Origin of the sequence: Clostridium omnivorum (genome assembly GCF_026012015.1) — a bacterium.
GTDB classification, from domain to species: Bacteria; Bacillota; Clostridia; order Clostridiales; family Clostridiaceae; genus Clostridium_AX; species Clostridium_AX omnivorum.
The window spans coordinates 1659913-1676009 of sequence record NZ_BRXR01000001.1 but is presented as its reverse complement, the minus strand read 5'-3'; the positions used below and the strand labels follow the sequence as shown (position 1 = coordinate 1676009).

Sequence of the window (16097 nt, the reverse complement as noted above, 5' to 3'; positions counted from 1 at the left end):
AATGGGGGACTATTATGGAAAAAGTTAAAATTGATGATTTTAGTAGATTCAAATTTTTATCAGGGATAAAGCATTCGCCAGACGGAAAGCACGGATGCTTTGTACTTCATGAAAGCAATGTTGAAGATAACAAATATCTTTCAAATCTATGGATAATTAATTTAGAAAATGAAAAATGCTTTAAGCTTACTTCCTTTGATAGTGAGAGAAGCTTTTTATGGATGGACAACGAAAATATACTTTTCCAAGACTGCAGAGATGCAAAGGATAAGGAAAAGATGGATGCTGGAGAGGAATTCACCCAGTATTATAAGATAAACATCCATGGAGGAGAGGCTGTTAAAGCTTGTAGAATACCTAAAAAGGTAAATGATATAAGGATCATTGATGAAGATACTTTTATTTTTACTGCAGAATTTAATATAAACCATAAGGACATAAACTCATTAGATGGCGACGAGAAGAGTGCAGAACTGCAGAAGAGAAAAGAAGAAAAGGACTATGAGGTGTTAGAGGAAATACCATTTTGGGCTAATGGCGGTGGTTTTACAAGTAAAAAGAGGACAAGATTATACATATACAATCAAGCAGCAGGTATACTAGAGGCAATTACTGATGAGCATGAAAATGTGGATTTATTTAATTTGAATGAGGATAAAACAAAGGCTGCAATAATCTGCTCCAGCTTTAGAGACAAGATGGAATTGACTAATAAAATAAAAGTTTATGAAATCCAAAGTAATCAATTAAATGAAATCTGTGAAGCTGAGGAGCTATGCCATTATTATGCAGACTTCTTATCAAAGGATGAATTAATAATAACAGCTACTGATATGAAGAAATATGGTCTAAATGAAAATGAAAAATTCTATATAGCTGATTTAAATACTATGGAAAGTAGCTGTTTAACTCCAGAGCTTGATGTAGCAATGACCAATTCTGTTGGATCAGACTGCAGGTTTGGAGGTTCTGCGCTTAAACAGGTGGATAACAAGAAGCTCTATTTTGTAACTACAGAAGGAGACAGTTCTTTCCTTAATAGCATTAACAGTACTGGATATATGGATAGAATTATTACAGCTGAAGGCTCTGTAGACGGAATAAGTATTTTTGGTGACAGCATAATGTTTATAGCAATGAGACCAAATAAATTACAAGAGCTATACCTTATAGAAAAAGGTGAAGAAAGAAAGGTCACAAGCTTTAATGAATGGGTTTATGAAGAAAGGAATATATCAGCACCTGAAAGAATTAGTGTAGAGACAGCACCAGGAGTGATTATAGATGGATGGGTTATAAAGCCTGTAGATTTTGATGAAAATAAAAAATATCCAGCCATATTTGATATACATGGAGGACCTAAAACAGTTTATGGTACAGTTTTCTTCCATGAAATGCAGTACTTTGCAAGTGAAGGTTATGCAGTATTCTTCTGTAATCCAAGAGGAAGTGATGGAAAAGGTAATGAGTTTGCTGATATAAGAGGAAAATATGGCACTATAGATTATGATGATTTGATGATATTTGCTGATGAGGTACTTAAGAAATGCAGTTATATTGATGCTGAAAGAATAGGAGTTACTGGTGGTTCCTATGGGGGTTTTATGACAAATTGGATAATAGGGCACACGGACAGATTTAAGGCTGCAGCATCTCAAAGGAGCATATCCAATTGGATTTCTAAATTTTGCACTACAGATATAGGATACTTTTTTGTAGAAGACCAGAATTTAGCTACACCTTGGGGAGACCATGAAAAGCTGTGGCAGCATTCTCCATTAAAATATGCTGATAGAGTAAAAACCCCAACACTATTCCTGCACTCTGAGGAAGATTATAGATGCTGGTTGGCTGAAGGAATTCAAATGTTTACAGCACTTAAATATCATGGCGTTGAATCTAGATTGTGTATGTTTAGGGGAGAAAACCATGAGCTCAGCAGAAGTGGAAAACCAAAGCATAGATTGAGAAGGCTTGAGGAAATCATAGGGTGGTTTAATAAATATTTAAAATAGAACTGCTGTGGTAATAATGCGAGGAGGACACTATATGAGCGCTGATATTGAGATTATAAGAAAGTCTCAGCAGGTTACAAGTAAGTGGTCAGGTGGAACTACAACGGAGCTATTAATATTTCCTCCAAATGCTGAATATGCTAAGCGCAACTTTAAATGGAGATTAAGCTCTGCAAAGGTTGAGGATGAGGAATCTGTATTCACTAACTTACCTGGTATATCTAGGATAATCATGATACTTAAGGGCAAGCTTCTACTTCAGCATGAAGGTCATCATAGTGTAGAGTTGAAGCCTTTTGAACAAGACAGCTTTAGTGGAGCTTGGACGACCAAAAGCTTTGGCAGAGTAACAGACTTTAATCTTATGATGGCTGAAGGCTGCGCAGGAAATATTGAAGCTATTAAAATAGGAACATCAAGAGACTTAGATTTAACGTTTGAAAGTGTAAATGGAGATTTTACAGATATTTCAGAGGTATTGTACTGCGTAGAGGGACAGGCAGAGATATGTATAGATGATGATAAAAGTTTAAAGCTTTTTGAAGAAGATTTAGTTTATATAAAAACTCCAATAAATGAAAAAGGCACTAAAGTAAAACTTTATAATATTGGAGATAGGGAATTAAAAATAATAAGGGCTACAGTGTACACGGCAAAGTAGGAAAGTTATGGCGATAGTTTACAGATATGCAGCTCTGAAAAAGGTATTTCATATTTGAGGTACCTTTTTTTCAAAGTTTCAATAAATTATTGTTAATATTTTATAAAACTCGACAGTATACTACTTTTTTTGTCAAAATTGAGCAATCGTATTCAAAATTAGTTAAAAATATTGTATAATAAAAGGAGCTAGTTTGAAAAAAATAATGGGAGGCGTTTTTATGAAAAAACTCTATAACCTGATTGGAACATTTTGTTTAGGTATTGCGGCATTGTTTGTAGCTGTAGGACCTGCATCAGCCAGTGGTATGGGGATAGAAGAAATTCCTCAATCCATTAAAAACAAGAGATAAAAGTTAAAAGTGCAGTAGGGGCAATTTTGCCCCGGCGCTTTACGCGCTTTGAATTAGGGGGAGTTAATAAATGTTGTTAAAGGTTTTTGACATCCTGACCACTATTTTGCAGACATTGATATTTGTTTGGACGCCTAACAGTATAGCTTCAAGAGATAATAAACTTTCGAAAGTTAAATATTATGCCTTTATGGTAACTGTATTTGCAGATATAGTGTTTTTTACATATAGCGGCATCAATGGGCCGCTTGCAAACTTTTTAATGATGTTTGTTGTGTTACTGCTTACAATCATTTTTTATAGAAAACATATTGTAGATGGTTTTCTGGGATTTGGGCTAGCGTATACAATAATTGTGTTAGTGTCATATTTTCTAACTACAGTATATCAGAATGCTATAGCTAAACTAAGTTTGCCAATTTCTGATGACTTAAAGTTGATTTTTGCTATATACATACCAGGCTGGATTTTATATTTTTTAGTCTATAAGTTTAGAAAGTACATTTTTAATACTGCTATTTCCTTGAAGGGGCTTAAGCATTCTTTAGTTTATATATTGCTTTTAGACTATGCTTTACTTTTTTTGGACACGTTACATATGGAATGGATTACAGAGAGTATGGGAGTAATGTTTAAGGCAAGTCTATACTTAGCAGCATTTATAGGCTTTGTATTTGCAACTGTATATTATGCAAAAATAAATGATAAATCAAAGGAAGTAGAGCTTTTAAATGAAGCTTTAAATGAAAAAATAACGGAGCTTAAAAAGATAAAGCATGATTATGGAAGCGAAATAAGCAGTCTATATGGATTATACCAAATGGGTAAGATGGACAGAATAGGTGCATTACTAAAAGGCATCGTTGAAAGATATCAGGGCGTGAATCCAGCAATAAATTTAAGTGTACAAGCTACACCGCTGGTTGCCTCAGTATTGAATTATGCTGTAAATGAAGGAGTAAACGTTATTGTTTTTGATGGCGGTGACTATGATAATTTAACAATAACTGAAAATGAGCTGCTTAAGCTTTTATCAAATATAGTTAGAAATTCAGTGGACGTACTTAAAACTCACATGAACCCTACAATAAAATTTAAAAGCTATAGCATCTATGAAGGTGTTATTATAAGTATAAGTAATAATGGACCTGAAATTCCTAAAGAGATAAAGCAGAAAATTTTTGAGGCTGGATTTAGTACAAAAGACAATAAAAGCGGCGATAGAGGTTTTGGACTAAGTATAGTAGCCGACATTATGAAAAAATGTAATGGACATATATCAATTGACAGTGATAAAGAATGGACTGAGTTTAAGATTGAAATTCCGTATAAACAATAGTTTGTGTTAAATGAGGTGGAGTTTGTTTGAGAAAGTTTATAAAAAAAATGGCACAGCTCATTTCAAAGGCAAATAATTATACTAATGATGAGGCAGAGCAAGTAGAGTATGCCTTGAAAATGTTAATATTTGAAATTATAAAGATTATAGGTGTTATTATTACATTTAGCCTGCTTGGACATTCCATGCAGGCTATTATAGCAGTTGTGGCCATGGCTATTGTAAAACCTTTTATAGGGGGATATCATGAGGATAGTCAGATAAAGTGCTTTATTGCAACGCTGGTGGTTGTTGACAGTATTATTTATTTAAGCAGCACTTTGAGTATAAATTTTGTGGCTAAACTAATATTAAGTATGGTATCCTTATATTGTATATATGAGCAAGCCCCGGTGATAAATCCTGCCATGCAGCTTACTAGGGATGAGCTTATTAAAAGGAACAGGGCTATTGGAATAATAATTTCAATGGTGCTCATACTTATATCAATTGTTTTTTACAAATATGAATTAATTTCTAATACAATATTATGGACAATAGTTTTTCAAGCATTATTAATGTTTAATAAAAGAACTGTGTAAGGAGAAATTTATGAGTTTACTAATTTCAACTATTATTTTTATAGCTTCTTTTGCGGCTGCGTTTATAGCAACAAATAAATTGTTAAGATGGGCCAATGATAAATATAATTTATTTGGACCAATACATGCATATATAAAGAATAGCGGGAAACAAACTACTGTAACTAGGTTTATTTCTATGCTGGCATTCTTCATATTTATTTTTATTGCCAATAGGTTTCAGCTAAACGATTGGCTATTTGGAATTGTTTTAGGCTTATGCAGCAGCATTATCCTTGCAATTTTAGAGCCTAAAAAAGGTAGTAAATAATATTAAGCTGTCATATTAAGTGACAGCTTTTTTTAATATGTTTCAGCACTTACTGCTGCTTGGTTCTTAGTTAAGTCTTTTTTATCTATTAATACATTGATAATTAGACCAACTAACACGAAAAGGCCTCCAATAAGTTTACCTATTGATAAAATATTAAGAGTATAGTAATCCATTATAATGCCTGTAAAGAGCTGACCTATGAAGGTGAGAATAGTTAAATAGAAGGCTGAAATCTTTGGCGTTATGTAGCTGGATAGTGCTACAACTATAACCCCTACAAGGCCTCCAGTAAAGGCCCAAAGCGGTACCTTAGAAAAGCTAGATGCAGCCTTTAGTATAGAATCATTACTGAAAAGTAATACTACCAAGGATACACTTAAGCCTACTAAATAATTATAGAAGGTTCCTTGAAAAATCCCTATTTCATCTGCCAGGTTTGAATTAATTAATCTGGATATGGTAACTAAAGCACCTGCGCATATGGCTATTATTATATAAATCATATAAAATCCTCCTTAATAGATGGTCATTATAATTATTCCTATTGAAATAAACATAAAGCCTAATATTTTTTTCTTATTAAACCTAACAAGCTTCATGTTAAATAAACCGTAACTGTCGATTACTATAGAGGCAACTGACTGCCCAAGTAAACCAAGAGCTACTGTCAAGGATACACCTATTGTATTAAAGGTTACGTTATTAAATAGTAAAATAAGAACCCCTATTGCACCAGCGCTGTAAAGGTATAGTGGTATTTCTCGCTTAAAGGTTACTTTATTTTTCTTTATAAATAATACTAAAATAACAGCAGCAAGACCTGCAAAGTGAACGATTATACTGGAGATGTAATTTCCCAAAAGGTTTGATAAGGTTCCGTTCAAACCAATCATTATAGTTATTAACATTCCAACGAAGGCTGAGTATAGACTGTACATAGATTACCTCCTTAAGATCTTTTATTAAAGATTAGCATAAAATTTGCTGGAGCCATTATGACATATGTCATAGTGAAGTATAATGTTATGTGTTAAATTTAATGTGAATAGATGGATAAGATAAGTCATTAAATTTTCAATATATTTTAAGGAGAGCTTTTAATGATTAAGATTAAGGACAGAGATAGGATTGAATATTATATTGAAAAATATAACCTTGAAAATATCTTCAGTGTGGATATGAAAAGGTATATGGAGCTTTTCCTATTTAGTAAAAATGAATACATCTGCAAGATAGATGAAAAGATAGAGTATTTATACTTTTTCGTAGATGGAAAGGCAAAGGTGTACACCTTGCTTGGCAATGGCAAGTCGCTGCTGGTGTGTTTTTACAAGCCGTTAATGGTTATTGGTGATGTGGAATTTTTAAACTTAAATGCAGCAAGCTCAAATGTTCAGGTGATAGAGGATACCTATTGCATTGCAATTGAATTCCACAAAATACGTAAATATGCACTGGAAGATGCGAAGTTTTTGCAGTATATGAATGAGGGGCTGGGAGAAAAGCTCATTAGACTGTCAAAGTATAGCTCAATAAATTTGCTATATCCACTAGAAAACAGGCTTGCCAGCTACCTTCTAGCAGTTACCCCTCCTTCAGATGGAAAGATAAGCAATAGTCTACACAAGGATTGCAATTTAACAGAGATGGCAGAGCTGCTTGGAACCAGCTACAGACATTTGCTTAGAACCTTGAACAAGTTATGTGAAAGTGGCTGCATAGTTAAAAATAAGGATTCCTATGAGATAAGCGATAGAGATAAGTTAGAGGAACTATCTGGAGATTTATATGATTAAGTATAAAGTTAAGAGGGGTATTAGCCCCTTTTATTTTTATTGACTTAAGCATAATCTTACAATATAATAGTTATAAATATATAACTATTATATTTTTATAACTAAGTTTGATTTTGTTTTTTATAAGGAGAGCGCTATGGAAGATAAAAAGCTACAGGATATAGTAGAAAGCTTGTTTCTTATACCACCATTATTTAATAAAAAGCTAGTTAAATATGACATATATGAGGATATAGATTTAACTTTGCCACATTTTCAAGCTATGTTCATACTTGAGGAAACAGGGGTTATGTCTGTTACTGAGCTTGCAAAGGCACTTATGGTTTCAAAGCCTAATGTAACACCAATTGTTCAAAAGTTAGTGGATAAAGATTTTGTAGAAAGGTTTCAAGATAAAAAGGATAGACGGTACATTTACATAAAGCTTACTGAGAGTGGAACGGACTTTTTATCAAAACATAAAGACATAGTTACAGAAGGATTAAAAAAGAAACTTTCAAGTATAAGCAAAAGGGATTTAGAAAAATTAGCAATTGCATTAACGGATTTGAAAGATATTTTAGGTAAAATAGAATAGGAGAAATAATATGAAAGTAGTAGGAATAGTAGGAAGTCCAAGAAAATCAGGTAATGTTACATGCATTGTTAATAAAGTTATGGAAGGCGCAAAAGATATGGGGGCAGAAACTAAGGTGTACCATCTAAATGATATGAATATAAGGGGCTGCCAAAGTTGTATGTACTGCAGAACGCATGATAGCTGCTGTGTTAAGGATGATATGAAGCTTATATACGAAGATATAAAGACAGCAGATGCGGTTATAATAGGCAGTCCTATATATATTTATCAGGTTTCGGGGCAAACTAAGATGATGATGGATAGACTGTATCCTTTTACTGATGAAAAACATAAGCCAAGATTTGGAACTAAAAAACTAGTTATGGTATATACTCAGGCAGCCCCTTTTCCATTTTTCTTTAAGAAATATATTAGATATATGAGAAATATATTTAAGCCTATGGGATTGATTCATTACAAGGATATTATTGTTACAAAGTGCTTTGAGGCAAATTCTGCTGAAAAGGATAATAAAGCTATAGCTAAAGCTTACAAAGTTGGGAAGTCTCTTTTTAAATAATTTATAATTAAAAGATCCTTAGAGAGTTTTAAAACTTCACTTGAATAAAGATATTAAAAAGTGTTAAAATTAGGACGATATATAAAAGGATTAGGAGACAATACAAATGCGAAAGATATACAATGTGATGTTTGGAATTTATGTGGTTATTTCTCTGTATATAGGCAGATTGAAATTTGAGATATTGAAGAAAAATATGACAGAGGAAGAAGTGGAAAGCTATGCCTTTAATTATGTAAAAACATGGGCAAGGAAGATATTGAAGGGTACTGGCTGCACTATAAATGTAGTTGGAACGGAAAACCTGACAGAAGGAAATTGCTTATTTGTACATAATCATCAAGAGTATTTTGATATTCTTATAATGATTGGATATATTGATAAACCTAAAGGCTTTATTGCTAAAAAGGAGCTGGAAAAGGTTCCGGCAGTAAGCTATTGGATGAAACAAATACATTGTATTTTTATGGATAGAGAAGACAGCAGAGAGTCTGTGAAGTCAATCCTTGAGGGAGTAGAACTTCTAAAGTCTGGTTATTCCATGTCCATAGCCCCTGAGGGAACAAGGAGCAAGGGACCTAATATGGGTGAGTTTAAAAAAGGAAGTATGAAGCTTGCTACAAAAGCAGGAGTGCCTGTAGTTCCAGTTGCCCTAAACAATGTATATAGACTTACTGATGGAAAAGGTTTTTTACATATTAAGCCTACTAAGATGGATATAATTATATCTAAGCCAATAGAGACAAAAACCATGACCAGGGAAGAACAAAATAATCTGTCAGAAATGGTAAAGGCAGAAATACAAAAGAGTCTAGATGCAATAAATAAATAATAAAAAAGCCCTTGAAATTGTTAGGCATTTTCTAACTTTTTCAAGGGCTGCTTGTTTAATTGAATACTTTTCATTAATGTGATTATTCAAGCGCTTTTTCGTACACGCTGCGAACTATATCCTTTGTAGGAACTCCTTCATGAACCTTTATGTCCCCAACATAGTAGGTTGGAACATAGTAATAATCATACTTTTTAGCAAGCTCAGGCTCTTTTTCCTCATCTATAACTCTAATTTCAACCTGAGAAAAGTCAGGGGTTTCGGTTTCTAGCTCTTTCATCCAGGCTGCAGCTCTTTTGCAGTGTGGACACCAGTCTGTAATAAGCATAACTACAGGTTTCATAGCTACCACTCTCCTTTTGTATATTTCATAAAACACTTAGCATATGGCAAGTTGTAAAAATATAAGGTTTTATCCTATAAGAACATTATACCCTATTTTACAGCTTATAAATTATTATTTAAAATAAGTTTACCATTTTGCAAAATGCTCTTCTGAGCAGCCTAAAATATTATTAACTTTTATAGTTTCACCTGAGTCAGTAATTATGGTACCTGAAAAGTGGCCAACCATTTGATGCATATCAGATTTAATAACTAAAAAGTTAGATTTTGATACTCTTTCATAAATAGGTGTAAATATTAAGTTAACCCTATCTGTTATACCTGTTTTTAAAGTCCACGGGTTCATAAGGTTAGCGTTATCATACTCAAATATAATATCTTCACTGAGCTTTGTTATTTTGCCATCTACAACTAGGCAATTTTCTGTCATGCCGGTTTCATCAGTCCATTTGGCACCTAAATTAAAACCAACTACTCTATTATTACTTATACCGGAAGCATTGGCCCAGTTCCAGGAAATCTGTCTTGGCCATACCCCTCTTCCAAAATCCAAACAGGCAAAGGTGTCAGCTTTATTAAAATTATATAACTGTTCTCCAATAGTAAGAGTACCATCTACAGGAAGACATTCCTGCTTAGAAGTAAATTGAAAGGTTTTTTTGTTCCAAGGTATAACCACATTTAAGGTTTCATGACCTTCTGGATAAATAACTTTAAAGTCTGCAGACATAGGCATGCCATCAAAATTTTTGCATTTTACTAGTATGTGAGTATTGTTATCTTCCTCTAAAAAGTCTACCTTCATTTCAGAATGTTCAAAGCATACTGGAGTATGTACATTTTCTTGTATTGAACAACCTCTTGCAAAAGGAGTTACCACAGTTTTCTCAATAAATTTAAAGGTTTTAAGATCTAGAAAGTATGCAAATACCATAGCTGCATAGTCTAAGTTGGATATAGTAATGGAAAAAAGACAATCGCTATTTGTTACACACCAATAGTTCCATTTCTTTTTTCGTAAAAAATGCTTTGAAAGGTTGCAATTAAATACAGGCTGTCTGGACCAGCCAATAGCTTCTTCAAGCAGTTGACCTCTCTCATCACATAAATTCACTGATCTAGTAAGCTCAGCTTCTTTTAGCAATTCATTTTTTACACCCATCATAAAACTCCCCTTATTCATCTTTTATACTTATCAGTATAAACCCCATGGAAGAATAATACAAATATAATTTTTTCAATATTGTGAAAACAAATGAAAGGTTAGTATTTTGTATGGATATATATTGTAAGAATTAAGGGCTTACTAAGTGATCTTTAAATAAGTATAGAAAATTTCTACAAAAATCAATATAATTAAGACATAATAATAAATGAATATTTATTGTAAGGTAAAACTTAGGAGGCAGTATGTTTAACATAGAGGATTTAATGTCAGAGGATTTTTCAACATATCCTGAAGAAGTACAAGAATTCATGGTGGAGTACAATGAAAAGCTTAAAGAGGTTATTAAAAAAGAAATTATTGAGGATACAGCAAATAAGATGCTGAAGGATATTGACAAGAGCAATGAAACCTTTGTTAATGTTCTAGGTGAAATATTAGAAAATGGATTTAAAGGTTTAAATAAAATGTCCACTCGTTCACTTGTAAATATGTATCTAGAGAAAAAGGATGAAGAAGCTTTTATGAAGCTTTTAGAAAAGGTAAATTCACTTATATAAATAGAATTATTAGAAAAGAGGTAATTATAAATGGTACTTGATAATAAGGATAAAAAATATGAGACAGCTATATTTGCTGGAGGCTGCTTTTGGTGTATGGTTTCACCCTTTGATGTTTTAGATGGAATTGAGGAAGTAAAATCAGGATATACAGGGGGACATTTAGAAAATCCGACCTATAAGGATGTTAAGTCACAAACTTCCGGGCATTATGAGGTTGTTAAGGTTATCTATGATCCACAGGTAATAGATTATGACAAGCTGCTTCAAGCTTATTGGAGGCAGGTTGATCCAACAGATGATGGCGGTCAATTTCAGGACAGAGGCCCTTCCTACAGAACTGCTATTTTTTACACTACAGAAGAGCAGAGAAAAAAGGCTGAAGCATCTAAAAAGGCTATGGATGAATCAGGCAGATTTCCTGGTAAAGTAATAACTCCAATACTTGAGGCAGTGAAGTTTTATGAGGCTGAAGAGTACCATCAGGATTTTTACAAGAAAAGTTCTAAGGAATATAAGGAAGACAGAAAGATATCTGGAAGAGATGAATTTATTCAAAAGTATTGGGGCGAGGACTATTATAGCATATATGAATAGTTAAAAATAATGAGGAGTGCTGCTAGTATATCTTGCAGCACTCCTTATTTTAATTAGTCTTCATTTAGCATAAAGTCATCAATTACATTATCAGCTTCAGCTTTTCCTCTAAGAATTAGTGTAAAGCTAAAACCACAAACTGCTATAATGGCTGCAGCAACAAACATATGAGTATAACCAGTATTCATCACTGATTGGAAGGTATCTACTATTTTATTGCTAATAGGATCAATAGCTTTAGCTACCATTGGCTTAGCTTGACTTGGAACCATGCTGGTTATTGCTGTTTTAAGCATAGGAACAATAGTAGTTACATCAGCATTTTGTAGAGCTTTAAAGGCGCCTGAACTTGAACCTGAAGTCGCAGCAGGCATAGACATGCCTTTTGGCATTGCAACAGCCAAAACCTCCATAAGTTTAGGCTGAAGATTTTTAGCGGCGTCAACAATGAAGCCAATCATTACGCTTGGAGATATTGCAAGTCCTATGGATCTCATAAGAGACATAGTTGCAAGCCCAGTGGCGCTTTCTTCCTTCGGTACTGTTTCAAGAACAAGATAGTTTAATGGAGCACCCATTGTAAAACCTACACCAAGTCCCATTAAAGCAAGGCCTATGAATATGCCTATAAAATTTAAAAGCTTAGTAGCTATAAATCCAAGAAATAGGGTACCTGTAATAGTAAATAGGAAGCCTAAGCATAAAACAAAGCGAGCACCTTTTTTATCAATAAGCTTACCACTTACTGGAGCAGCCACACCTGAGAATACTGCAAGTAAAGTTACAAGATATCCACCGCTGCCAGCTTTAAGTTTTAATACATTTTCCGAGAATTGAGGTACAAATACCATACCCATCATTCCAATACCAACAATAAAGGAAATTATTAATATAGTTAACATTTGCTTGTCTTTAAAGTATTTTATATTTAGTATTGGGTCTTTAGCTTTACTTTCAATAAATACCATAAATGGAGTTAATACAACAAAGATTATTAAGTATGGATAAACATTAGTTGCTTTTATACTAGTGGTAAAGTGGAAAAAGTCTAAATTAGTTAGTGCGTACATAATACTGCTTATTACCCCAGCAAGCACTACTGCACCTGCTAAATCCATTGGCTTTTGAGTTTCTGCTTTTGTATTTTTTAATTTATAACTGAATAATAGTATTATTAAGCTGATAGGTACATTTATAAAGAATATCCATCCCCAATGACTAGAACCAGCTAAATCAATTATACTGCTTCCTAGTGTAGGCCCAAGAATATTTCCTACTCCATATATCATACCAACAAGGCCTAGTGCAGTTCCTCTCTTTTCTTCAGGGAAGCTGTTACCTATTACTGCATTTGCAATTGGCATTATTCCACCTGCGCCTAGTGCTTGAATTCCACGAGAAATTAGGAAAAAGGAAAAGGTTCCATAAAAGTTGGAAAGACCACATAGTAATGAACCTAAACCAAAAGTAGCGATACCAAATATATAGGCTTTTTTATATCCAAATTTGTCTCCCATTTTGCTGACTATAGGCATGGATACAGCATAAACAAGGGTGTATAATGTTAACATCCAAGTACCTGCACTTCTATCTACCCCAAAGCTGTTTTGTATAAGTTCCCTGCCAGGGGAGACTATTCCTGTATCTATTGCTCCCATAAAAATTCCTAGTAGAAATAAAATTAGTATTAAGTTTGAACTCTTTTTTTTCATATTAAACCTCCATTAATATAATAGATATTTGTATTTATGTGAACCTTGTTCATAAAAAACTTTAAATAAATTCATGCTAAATAGATTTCAAAATTAACTTCATAAGTATCTATTTACATGAATTACAACATGATATTTTTCATAAGTTATAACACTGATGAAAAGTAATGTTCATAAAAAATGATTAAAGAACTATAAATTTTAATTTTATGAACTACGTTCATTATAATCCTAAAAGCATGTTATGTCAATAATAAGTTGACATAATTTTGAAGTTGTTTTACAATGGTTTAAAAGATTAAACTAATAAACGTATAGGAGAAAATATGAAAACAGAAAAAGATGTAGAAGATATTTTAAATGTATTTAGGGAATGTATACCGCTATTTTCAGTATTAGCAGATGAAATAAGACAAAATATACTTATGGTGCTTGCGGAGAGAGAAGAGGGCTTTAATGTCAATATGATTACGGAAAAGATGCCACTTTCAAGACCTGCTATATCACACCATTTAAAGGCTTTAAAGCAGGCTGGGATAGTAGACAGTGAAAAAAAGGGTACCGAGAACTTTTATTATCTAACACTTAAAGAACCAATAGAGAAAATAAAAGTCCTAATAGGCTTAATAGAAAAAAGCTGTGAGCTCAGATAAGTATAATATATTAGTTTGATTATTATAGCATATACATTATATGAATGGAGGGGCACTATGGAAATATTGAATAATGAAAAAGTATTAAGCATGCTGTCAGAGCATAGGGATTACTTTCAAACTGGGGAAACAAGAAGTATAGAATTTAGAATAGCACAGCTTGAAAAGCTTAAGAATGCTATTCAAATAAATGAAAAATCAATTGTGGAAGCTCTATACAAGGATCTGCATAAATCAGAATTTGAGTCCTACGCAACAGAAATAGGATTTTTATATGACAGTATAGGTAATTTTATAAAGAACATCAGAAAATGGGCAAAGGTAAAAAGGGTAAGAACTTCTATAGTTCATTTCAAATCAAAAAGCTATATATATCCTGAACCCTTTGGAACAGTACTTATAGTGGGACCTTTTAATTATCCATTTCAACTTATATTTGAGCCTCTAGTAGGAGCCATAGCCGCTGGAAACTGTGCAGTAGTTAAGACTTCAGAGTATACACCAAATGTAGCAGCTGTAGTGGAGAAGATTATTGTGGATAATTTTAATGAAAAATACATTAGAGTAGTTGGAGGAGGAAGAGATAATAACACAGCTCTTATAAATGCTCCTTTTGATTACATTTTCTTTACAGGCAGTATTGGAGTTGGAAAGATAGTTATGGGGGCAGCTGCTAAAAACCTTGTTCCAGTAACCTTGGAGTTAGGGGGGAAGAGCCCCTGCATAGTTGATAAAGATGCAAATATAGACATAGCTGCTAAAAGAATAGCTTGGGGAAAGTTTATGAATGTAGGACAGACCTGCGTTGCTCCAGATTATATTCTTGTGCACAGGGCTGTGAAAAAGCAATTAATTGAGGAGCTTATAGAAAAAACAAAAGACTTTTATGGAGAAAACCCAAAAGACAGTGCAGATTATGGCAGGATTATAAATGACAGGCAGATGAAGAGGCTCATTGATTTAATTGATAAGGATAAGGTGATTTTAGGAGGAGACTTCGATGTTGAAGAAAAGTACATTGCTCCAACTATTTTGGATAATGTGACCTTTGAGGATAAGGTTATGGAAGATGAAATATTCGGACCTATTCTTCCAATTATTGAATACGAAGATATTAATGAAGCCATAAAGAAGATAAATAGCAGACCTAAACCTTTAGCTTTATATCTATTTACTGAAAATAACATTATAGAGAAAAAGGTTATAGAAAATGTGTCCTACGGCGGAGGCTGTGTTAATGATACTATAACTCACTTAGCAAATCCCTTATTGCCCTTTGGAGGCGTAGGATATTCAGGTATGGGGTCCTATCATGGACATAAGAGCTTTGAAACCTTCTCACATATGAAGAGTGTGCTAAAAAAGAGTACTAAGGTTAATATTAGCTTAGTTTTTCCACCTTATAATAAGAAAAAAATTAAGCTATTGAGAAAGGCTATGAAATAGCTTAGTAATTTCTTAGATAGGGGCGAGAATTTATGGGGTCAAAGAGTTTATATGAAGAGAAAAGTTCTAATCAGCTAAAGCAAAGATTACTTGCTAGGGGAAAAGATTTTACAAATCCATGGATATGGCTTAACTGCAATAATTTTAAAAGTGCAATATCTGGGGATATGATGGAACAAACTAGCCTCGAATTAAGGGGAGGGTGCCCTGTTGTTTTTGGAGCTAAATTCACTGAAAAGGTACTAGCTGACTTTTCCTATAAAGGAAAGATATACGAATATGATTTTTTAAAGGTACTTGATGGCTCAAAGCAAGAAGTCGACTTCAGAGAAAATGAAAATATAATTATGTGGAACATAAATGTTTCCAATAAAACAAGTAAAATTGAAGTCAGCTTTGTATGTGACAAGAAATCTATGAGTAAGGTTAACCATGAAAATCCTAGAGGTGAAAAAAGCCGTACGGAACTGTGGAATGGCCAGCATGCAAAGGGGATAGTAAAGCTTTATGAAAAAAGGGATTCCAGGTATGTTCTTATTGATGAGCTTTATGGAAAAAATGGGGGCTGTGAATTTGGGCACTATTAAATTT

General features: G+C 33.3%; 20 protein-coding genes. 15 read left to right on the top strand and 5 right to left on the bottom strand.

Annotated features, from left to right (window positions below; genetic code table 11):
• The first annotated feature begins 14 nt into the window (after positions 1 to 14).
• From bsdE14_RS07680 to bsdE14_RS07655, 6 genes are all read left to right on the top strand, one after another.
• The gene (locus tag bsdE14_RS07680; RefSeq protein WP_264849344.1) at positions 15 to 2015 is read left to right on the top strand and encodes an alpha/beta hydrolase family protein; all 2001 of its coding nucleotides are present in this window, start codon (positions 15 to 17) and stop codon (positions 2013 to 2015) included.
• Between the two features lie 34 nt (positions 2016 to 2049).
• The gene (locus tag bsdE14_RS07675; RefSeq protein WP_264849343.1) at positions 2050 to 2676 is read left to right on the top strand and encodes a HutD/Ves family protein; all 627 of its coding nucleotides are present in this window, start codon (positions 2050 to 2052) and stop codon (positions 2674 to 2676) included.
• Between the two features lie 220 nt (positions 2677 to 2896).
• Positions 2897 to 3028 carry a hypothetical protein gene (locus tag bsdE14_RS07670; protein ID WP_264849342.1) on the top strand — a complete coding sequence of 44 codons (132 nt, stop codon included), beginning with the start codon at positions 2897 to 2899 and terminating at the stop codon, positions 3026 to 3028.
• Between the two features lie 70 nt (positions 3029 to 3098).
• Positions 3099 to 4367, top strand: coding sequence for a sensor histidine kinase (locus bsdE14_RS07665; protein ID WP_264849341.1), 1269 nt, complete (start codon positions 3099 to 3101; stop codon positions 4365 to 4367).
• A 26-nt stretch (positions 4368 to 4393) separates the two neighbouring features.
• Positions 4394 to 4948 carry an accessory gene regulator ArgB-like protein gene (locus bsdE14_RS07660; RefSeq protein WP_264849340.1) on the top strand — a complete coding sequence of 185 codons (555 nt, stop codon included), beginning with the start codon at positions 4394 to 4396 and terminating at the stop codon, positions 4946 to 4948.
• A 10-nt stretch (positions 4949 to 4958) separates the two neighbouring features.
• A complete protein-coding gene (locus tag bsdE14_RS07655; RefSeq protein ID WP_264849339.1) occupies positions 4959 to 5258 on the top strand; it encodes a hypothetical protein in 300 nt (99 codons plus the stop codon).
• Between the two features lie 32 nt (positions 5259 to 5290).
• On the opposite strand, the gene bsdE14_RS07650 is transcribed toward bsdE14_RS07655, so the two are convergent.
• Complete coding sequence (locus bsdE14_RS07650) at positions 5291 to 5764, bottom strand: DMT family transporter (protein WP_264849338.1); 474 nt, start codon at positions 5762 to 5764, stop codon at positions 5291 to 5293.
• Between the two features lie 12 nt (positions 5765 to 5776).
• Positions 5777 to 6199 (bottom strand): DMT family transporter, encoded by a 423-nt coding sequence (locus bsdE14_RS07645; protein WP_264849337.1) that lies wholly within the window; start codon positions 6197 to 6199, stop codon positions 5777 to 5779.
• A gap of 162 nt (positions 6200 to 6361) precedes the next feature.
• On the opposite strand from bsdE14_RS07645, the gene bsdE14_RS07640 reads away from it, so the two are divergent.
• The 4 genes from bsdE14_RS07640 (at position 6362) to bsdE14_RS07625 (ending at position 9028) form a co-directional block, all read left to right on the top strand.
• A complete protein-coding gene (locus tag bsdE14_RS07640; RefSeq protein ID WP_264849336.1) occupies positions 6362 to 7057 on the top strand; it encodes a cyclic nucleotide-binding domain-containing protein in 696 nt (231 codons plus the stop codon).
• 136 nt (positions 7058 to 7193) lie between these two features.
• Positions 7194 to 7634: a MarR family winged helix-turn-helix transcriptional regulator gene (locus bsdE14_RS07635; protein WP_264849335.1), complete on the top strand. Its 441-nt coding sequence runs from the start codon at positions 7194 to 7196 to the stop codon at positions 7632 to 7634.
• Between the two features lie 10 nt (positions 7635 to 7644).
• Complete coding sequence (locus bsdE14_RS07630; protein ID WP_264849334.1) at positions 7645 to 8196, top strand: flavodoxin family protein; 552 nt, start codon at positions 7645 to 7647, stop codon at positions 8194 to 8196.
• A 106-nt stretch (positions 8197 to 8302) separates the two neighbouring features.
• Positions 8303 to 9028: a lysophospholipid acyltransferase family protein gene (locus bsdE14_RS07625; RefSeq protein WP_264849333.1), complete on the top strand. Its 726-nt coding sequence runs from the start codon at positions 8303 to 8305 to the stop codon at positions 9026 to 9028.
• 82 nt (positions 9029 to 9110) lie between these two features.
• On the opposite strand, the gene bsdE14_RS07620 is transcribed toward bsdE14_RS07625, so the two are convergent.
• Positions 9111 to 9371 (bottom strand): glutaredoxin family protein, encoded by a 261-nt coding sequence (locus tag bsdE14_RS07620; protein WP_264849332.1) that lies wholly within the window; start codon positions 9369 to 9371, stop codon positions 9111 to 9113.
• A 129-nt stretch (positions 9372 to 9500) separates the two neighbouring features.
• Positions 9501 to 10538: a DUF2804 domain-containing protein gene (locus bsdE14_RS07615; RefSeq protein ID WP_264849331.1), complete on the bottom strand. Its 1038-nt coding sequence runs from the start codon at positions 10536 to 10538 to the stop codon at positions 9501 to 9503.
• A 245-nt stretch (positions 10539 to 10783) separates the two neighbouring features.
• On the opposite strand from bsdE14_RS07615, the gene bsdE14_RS07610 reads away from it, so the two are divergent.
• Complete coding sequence (locus bsdE14_RS07610) at positions 10784 to 11098, top strand: ribosome-recycling factor (RefSeq protein WP_264849330.1); 315 nt, start codon at positions 10784 to 10786, stop codon at positions 11096 to 11098.
• Positions 11099 to 11128: 30 nt separating this feature from the next.
• Positions 11129 to 11695 carry a peptide-methionine (S)-S-oxide reductase MsrA gene (gene msrA / locus bsdE14_RS07605; RefSeq protein WP_264849329.1) on the top strand — a complete coding sequence of 189 codons (567 nt, stop codon included), beginning with the start codon at positions 11129 to 11131 and terminating at the stop codon, positions 11693 to 11695.
• A gap of 53 nt (positions 11696 to 11748) precedes the next feature.
• Here msrA and bsdE14_RS07600 read toward each other — a convergent pair whose 3' ends face one another.
• On the bottom strand, positions 11749 to 13407 hold the full coding sequence (locus bsdE14_RS07600) for an MFS transporter (protein ID WP_264849328.1): 1659 nt from the start codon (positions 13405 to 13407) through the stop codon (positions 11749 to 11751).
• 326 nt (positions 13408 to 13733) lie between these two features.
• Between bsdE14_RS07600 and bsdE14_RS07595 the strand changes: the two genes are divergently transcribed.
• Genes bsdE14_RS07595 through bsdE14_RS07585 form a run of 3 tightly spaced genes read left to right on the top strand, consistent with a single transcriptional unit; the run spans position 13734 to position 16093 of the window.
• The gene (locus bsdE14_RS07595; protein ID WP_264849327.1) at positions 13734 to 14060 is read left to right on the top strand and encodes an ArsR/SmtB family transcription factor; all 327 of its coding nucleotides are present in this window, start codon (positions 13734 to 13736) and stop codon (positions 14058 to 14060) included.
• 57 nt (positions 14061 to 14117) lie between these two features.
• Positions 14118 to 15506: an aldehyde dehydrogenase gene (locus bsdE14_RS07590; protein WP_264849326.1), complete on the top strand. Its 1389-nt coding sequence runs from the start codon at positions 14118 to 14120 to the stop codon at positions 15504 to 15506.
• A 32-nt stretch (positions 15507 to 15538) separates the two neighbouring features.
• Positions 15539 to 16093 carry a hypothetical protein gene (locus bsdE14_RS07585; protein WP_264849325.1) on the top strand — a complete coding sequence of 185 codons (555 nt, stop codon included), beginning with the start codon at positions 15539 to 15541 and terminating at the stop codon, positions 16091 to 16093.
• Positions 16094 to 16097 lie beyond the last annotated feature (4 nt).

Coding starts and splice junctions, on each gene's coding strand:
- bsdE14_RS07610 (WP_264849330.1), top strand. CDS start 10,784: ATGTTTAACATAGAGGATTTAATGTCAGAGGATTTTTCAACATATCCT.
- bsdE14_RS07640 (WP_264849336.1), top strand. CDS start 6,362: ATGATTAAGATTAAGGACAGAGATAGGATTGAATATTATATTGAAAAA.
- bsdE14_RS07665 (WP_264849341.1), top strand. CDS start 3,099: ATGTTGTTAAAGGTTTTTGACATCCTGACCACTATTTTGCAGACATTG.
- bsdE14_RS07675 (WP_264849343.1), top strand. CDS start 2,050: ATGAGCGCTGATATTGAGATTATAAGAAAGTCTCAGCAGGTTACAAGT.
- bsdE14_RS07630 (WP_264849334.1), top strand. CDS start 7,645: ATGAAAGTAGTAGGAATAGTAGGAAGTCCAAGAAAATCAGGTAATGTT.
- msrA (WP_264849329.1), top strand. CDS start 11,129: ATGGTACTTGATAATAAGGATAAAAAATATGAGACAGCTATATTTGCT.
- bsdE14_RS07590 (WP_264849326.1), top strand. CDS start 14,118: ATGGAAATATTGAATAATGAAAAAGTATTAAGCATGCTGTCAGAGCAT.
- bsdE14_RS07625 (WP_264849333.1), top strand. CDS start 8,303: ATGCGAAAGATATACAATGTGATGTTTGGAATTTATGTGGTTATTTCT.
- bsdE14_RS07635 (WP_264849335.1), top strand. CDS start 7,194: ATGGAAGATAAAAAGCTACAGGATATAGTAGAAAGCTTGTTTCTTATA.
- bsdE14_RS07595 (WP_264849327.1), top strand. CDS start 13,734: ATGAAAACAGAAAAAGATGTAGAAGATATTTTAAATGTATTTAGGGAA.
- bsdE14_RS07655 (WP_264849339.1), top strand. CDS start 4,959: ATGAGTTTACTAATTTCAACTATTATTTTTATAGCTTCTTTTGCGGCT.
- bsdE14_RS07680 (WP_264849344.1), top strand. CDS start 15: ATGGAAAAAGTTAAAATTGATGATTTTAGTAGATTCAAATTTTTATCA.
- bsdE14_RS07670 (WP_264849342.1), top strand. CDS start 2,897: ATGAAAAAACTCTATAACCTGATTGGAACATTTTGTTTAGGTATTGCG.
- bsdE14_RS07650 (WP_264849338.1), bottom strand. CDS start 5,764: ATGATTTATATAATAATAGCCATATGCGCAGGTGCTTTAGTTACCATA.
- bsdE14_RS07620 (WP_264849332.1), bottom strand. CDS start 9,371: ATGAAACCTGTAGTTATGCTTATTACAGACTGGTGTCCACACTGCAAA.
- bsdE14_RS07645 (WP_264849337.1), bottom strand. CDS start 6,199: ATGTACAGTCTATACTCAGCCTTCGTTGGAATGTTAATAACTATAATG.
- bsdE14_RS07615 (WP_264849331.1), bottom strand. CDS start 10,538: ATGATGGGTGTAAAAAATGAATTGCTAAAAGAAGCTGAGCTTACTAGA.
- bsdE14_RS07585 (WP_264849325.1), top strand. CDS start 15,539: ATGGGGTCAAAGAGTTTATATGAAGAGAAAAGTTCTAATCAGCTAAAG.
- bsdE14_RS07600 (WP_264849328.1), bottom strand. CDS start 13,407: ATGAAAAAAAAGAGTTCAAACTTAATACTAATTTTATTTCTACTAGGA.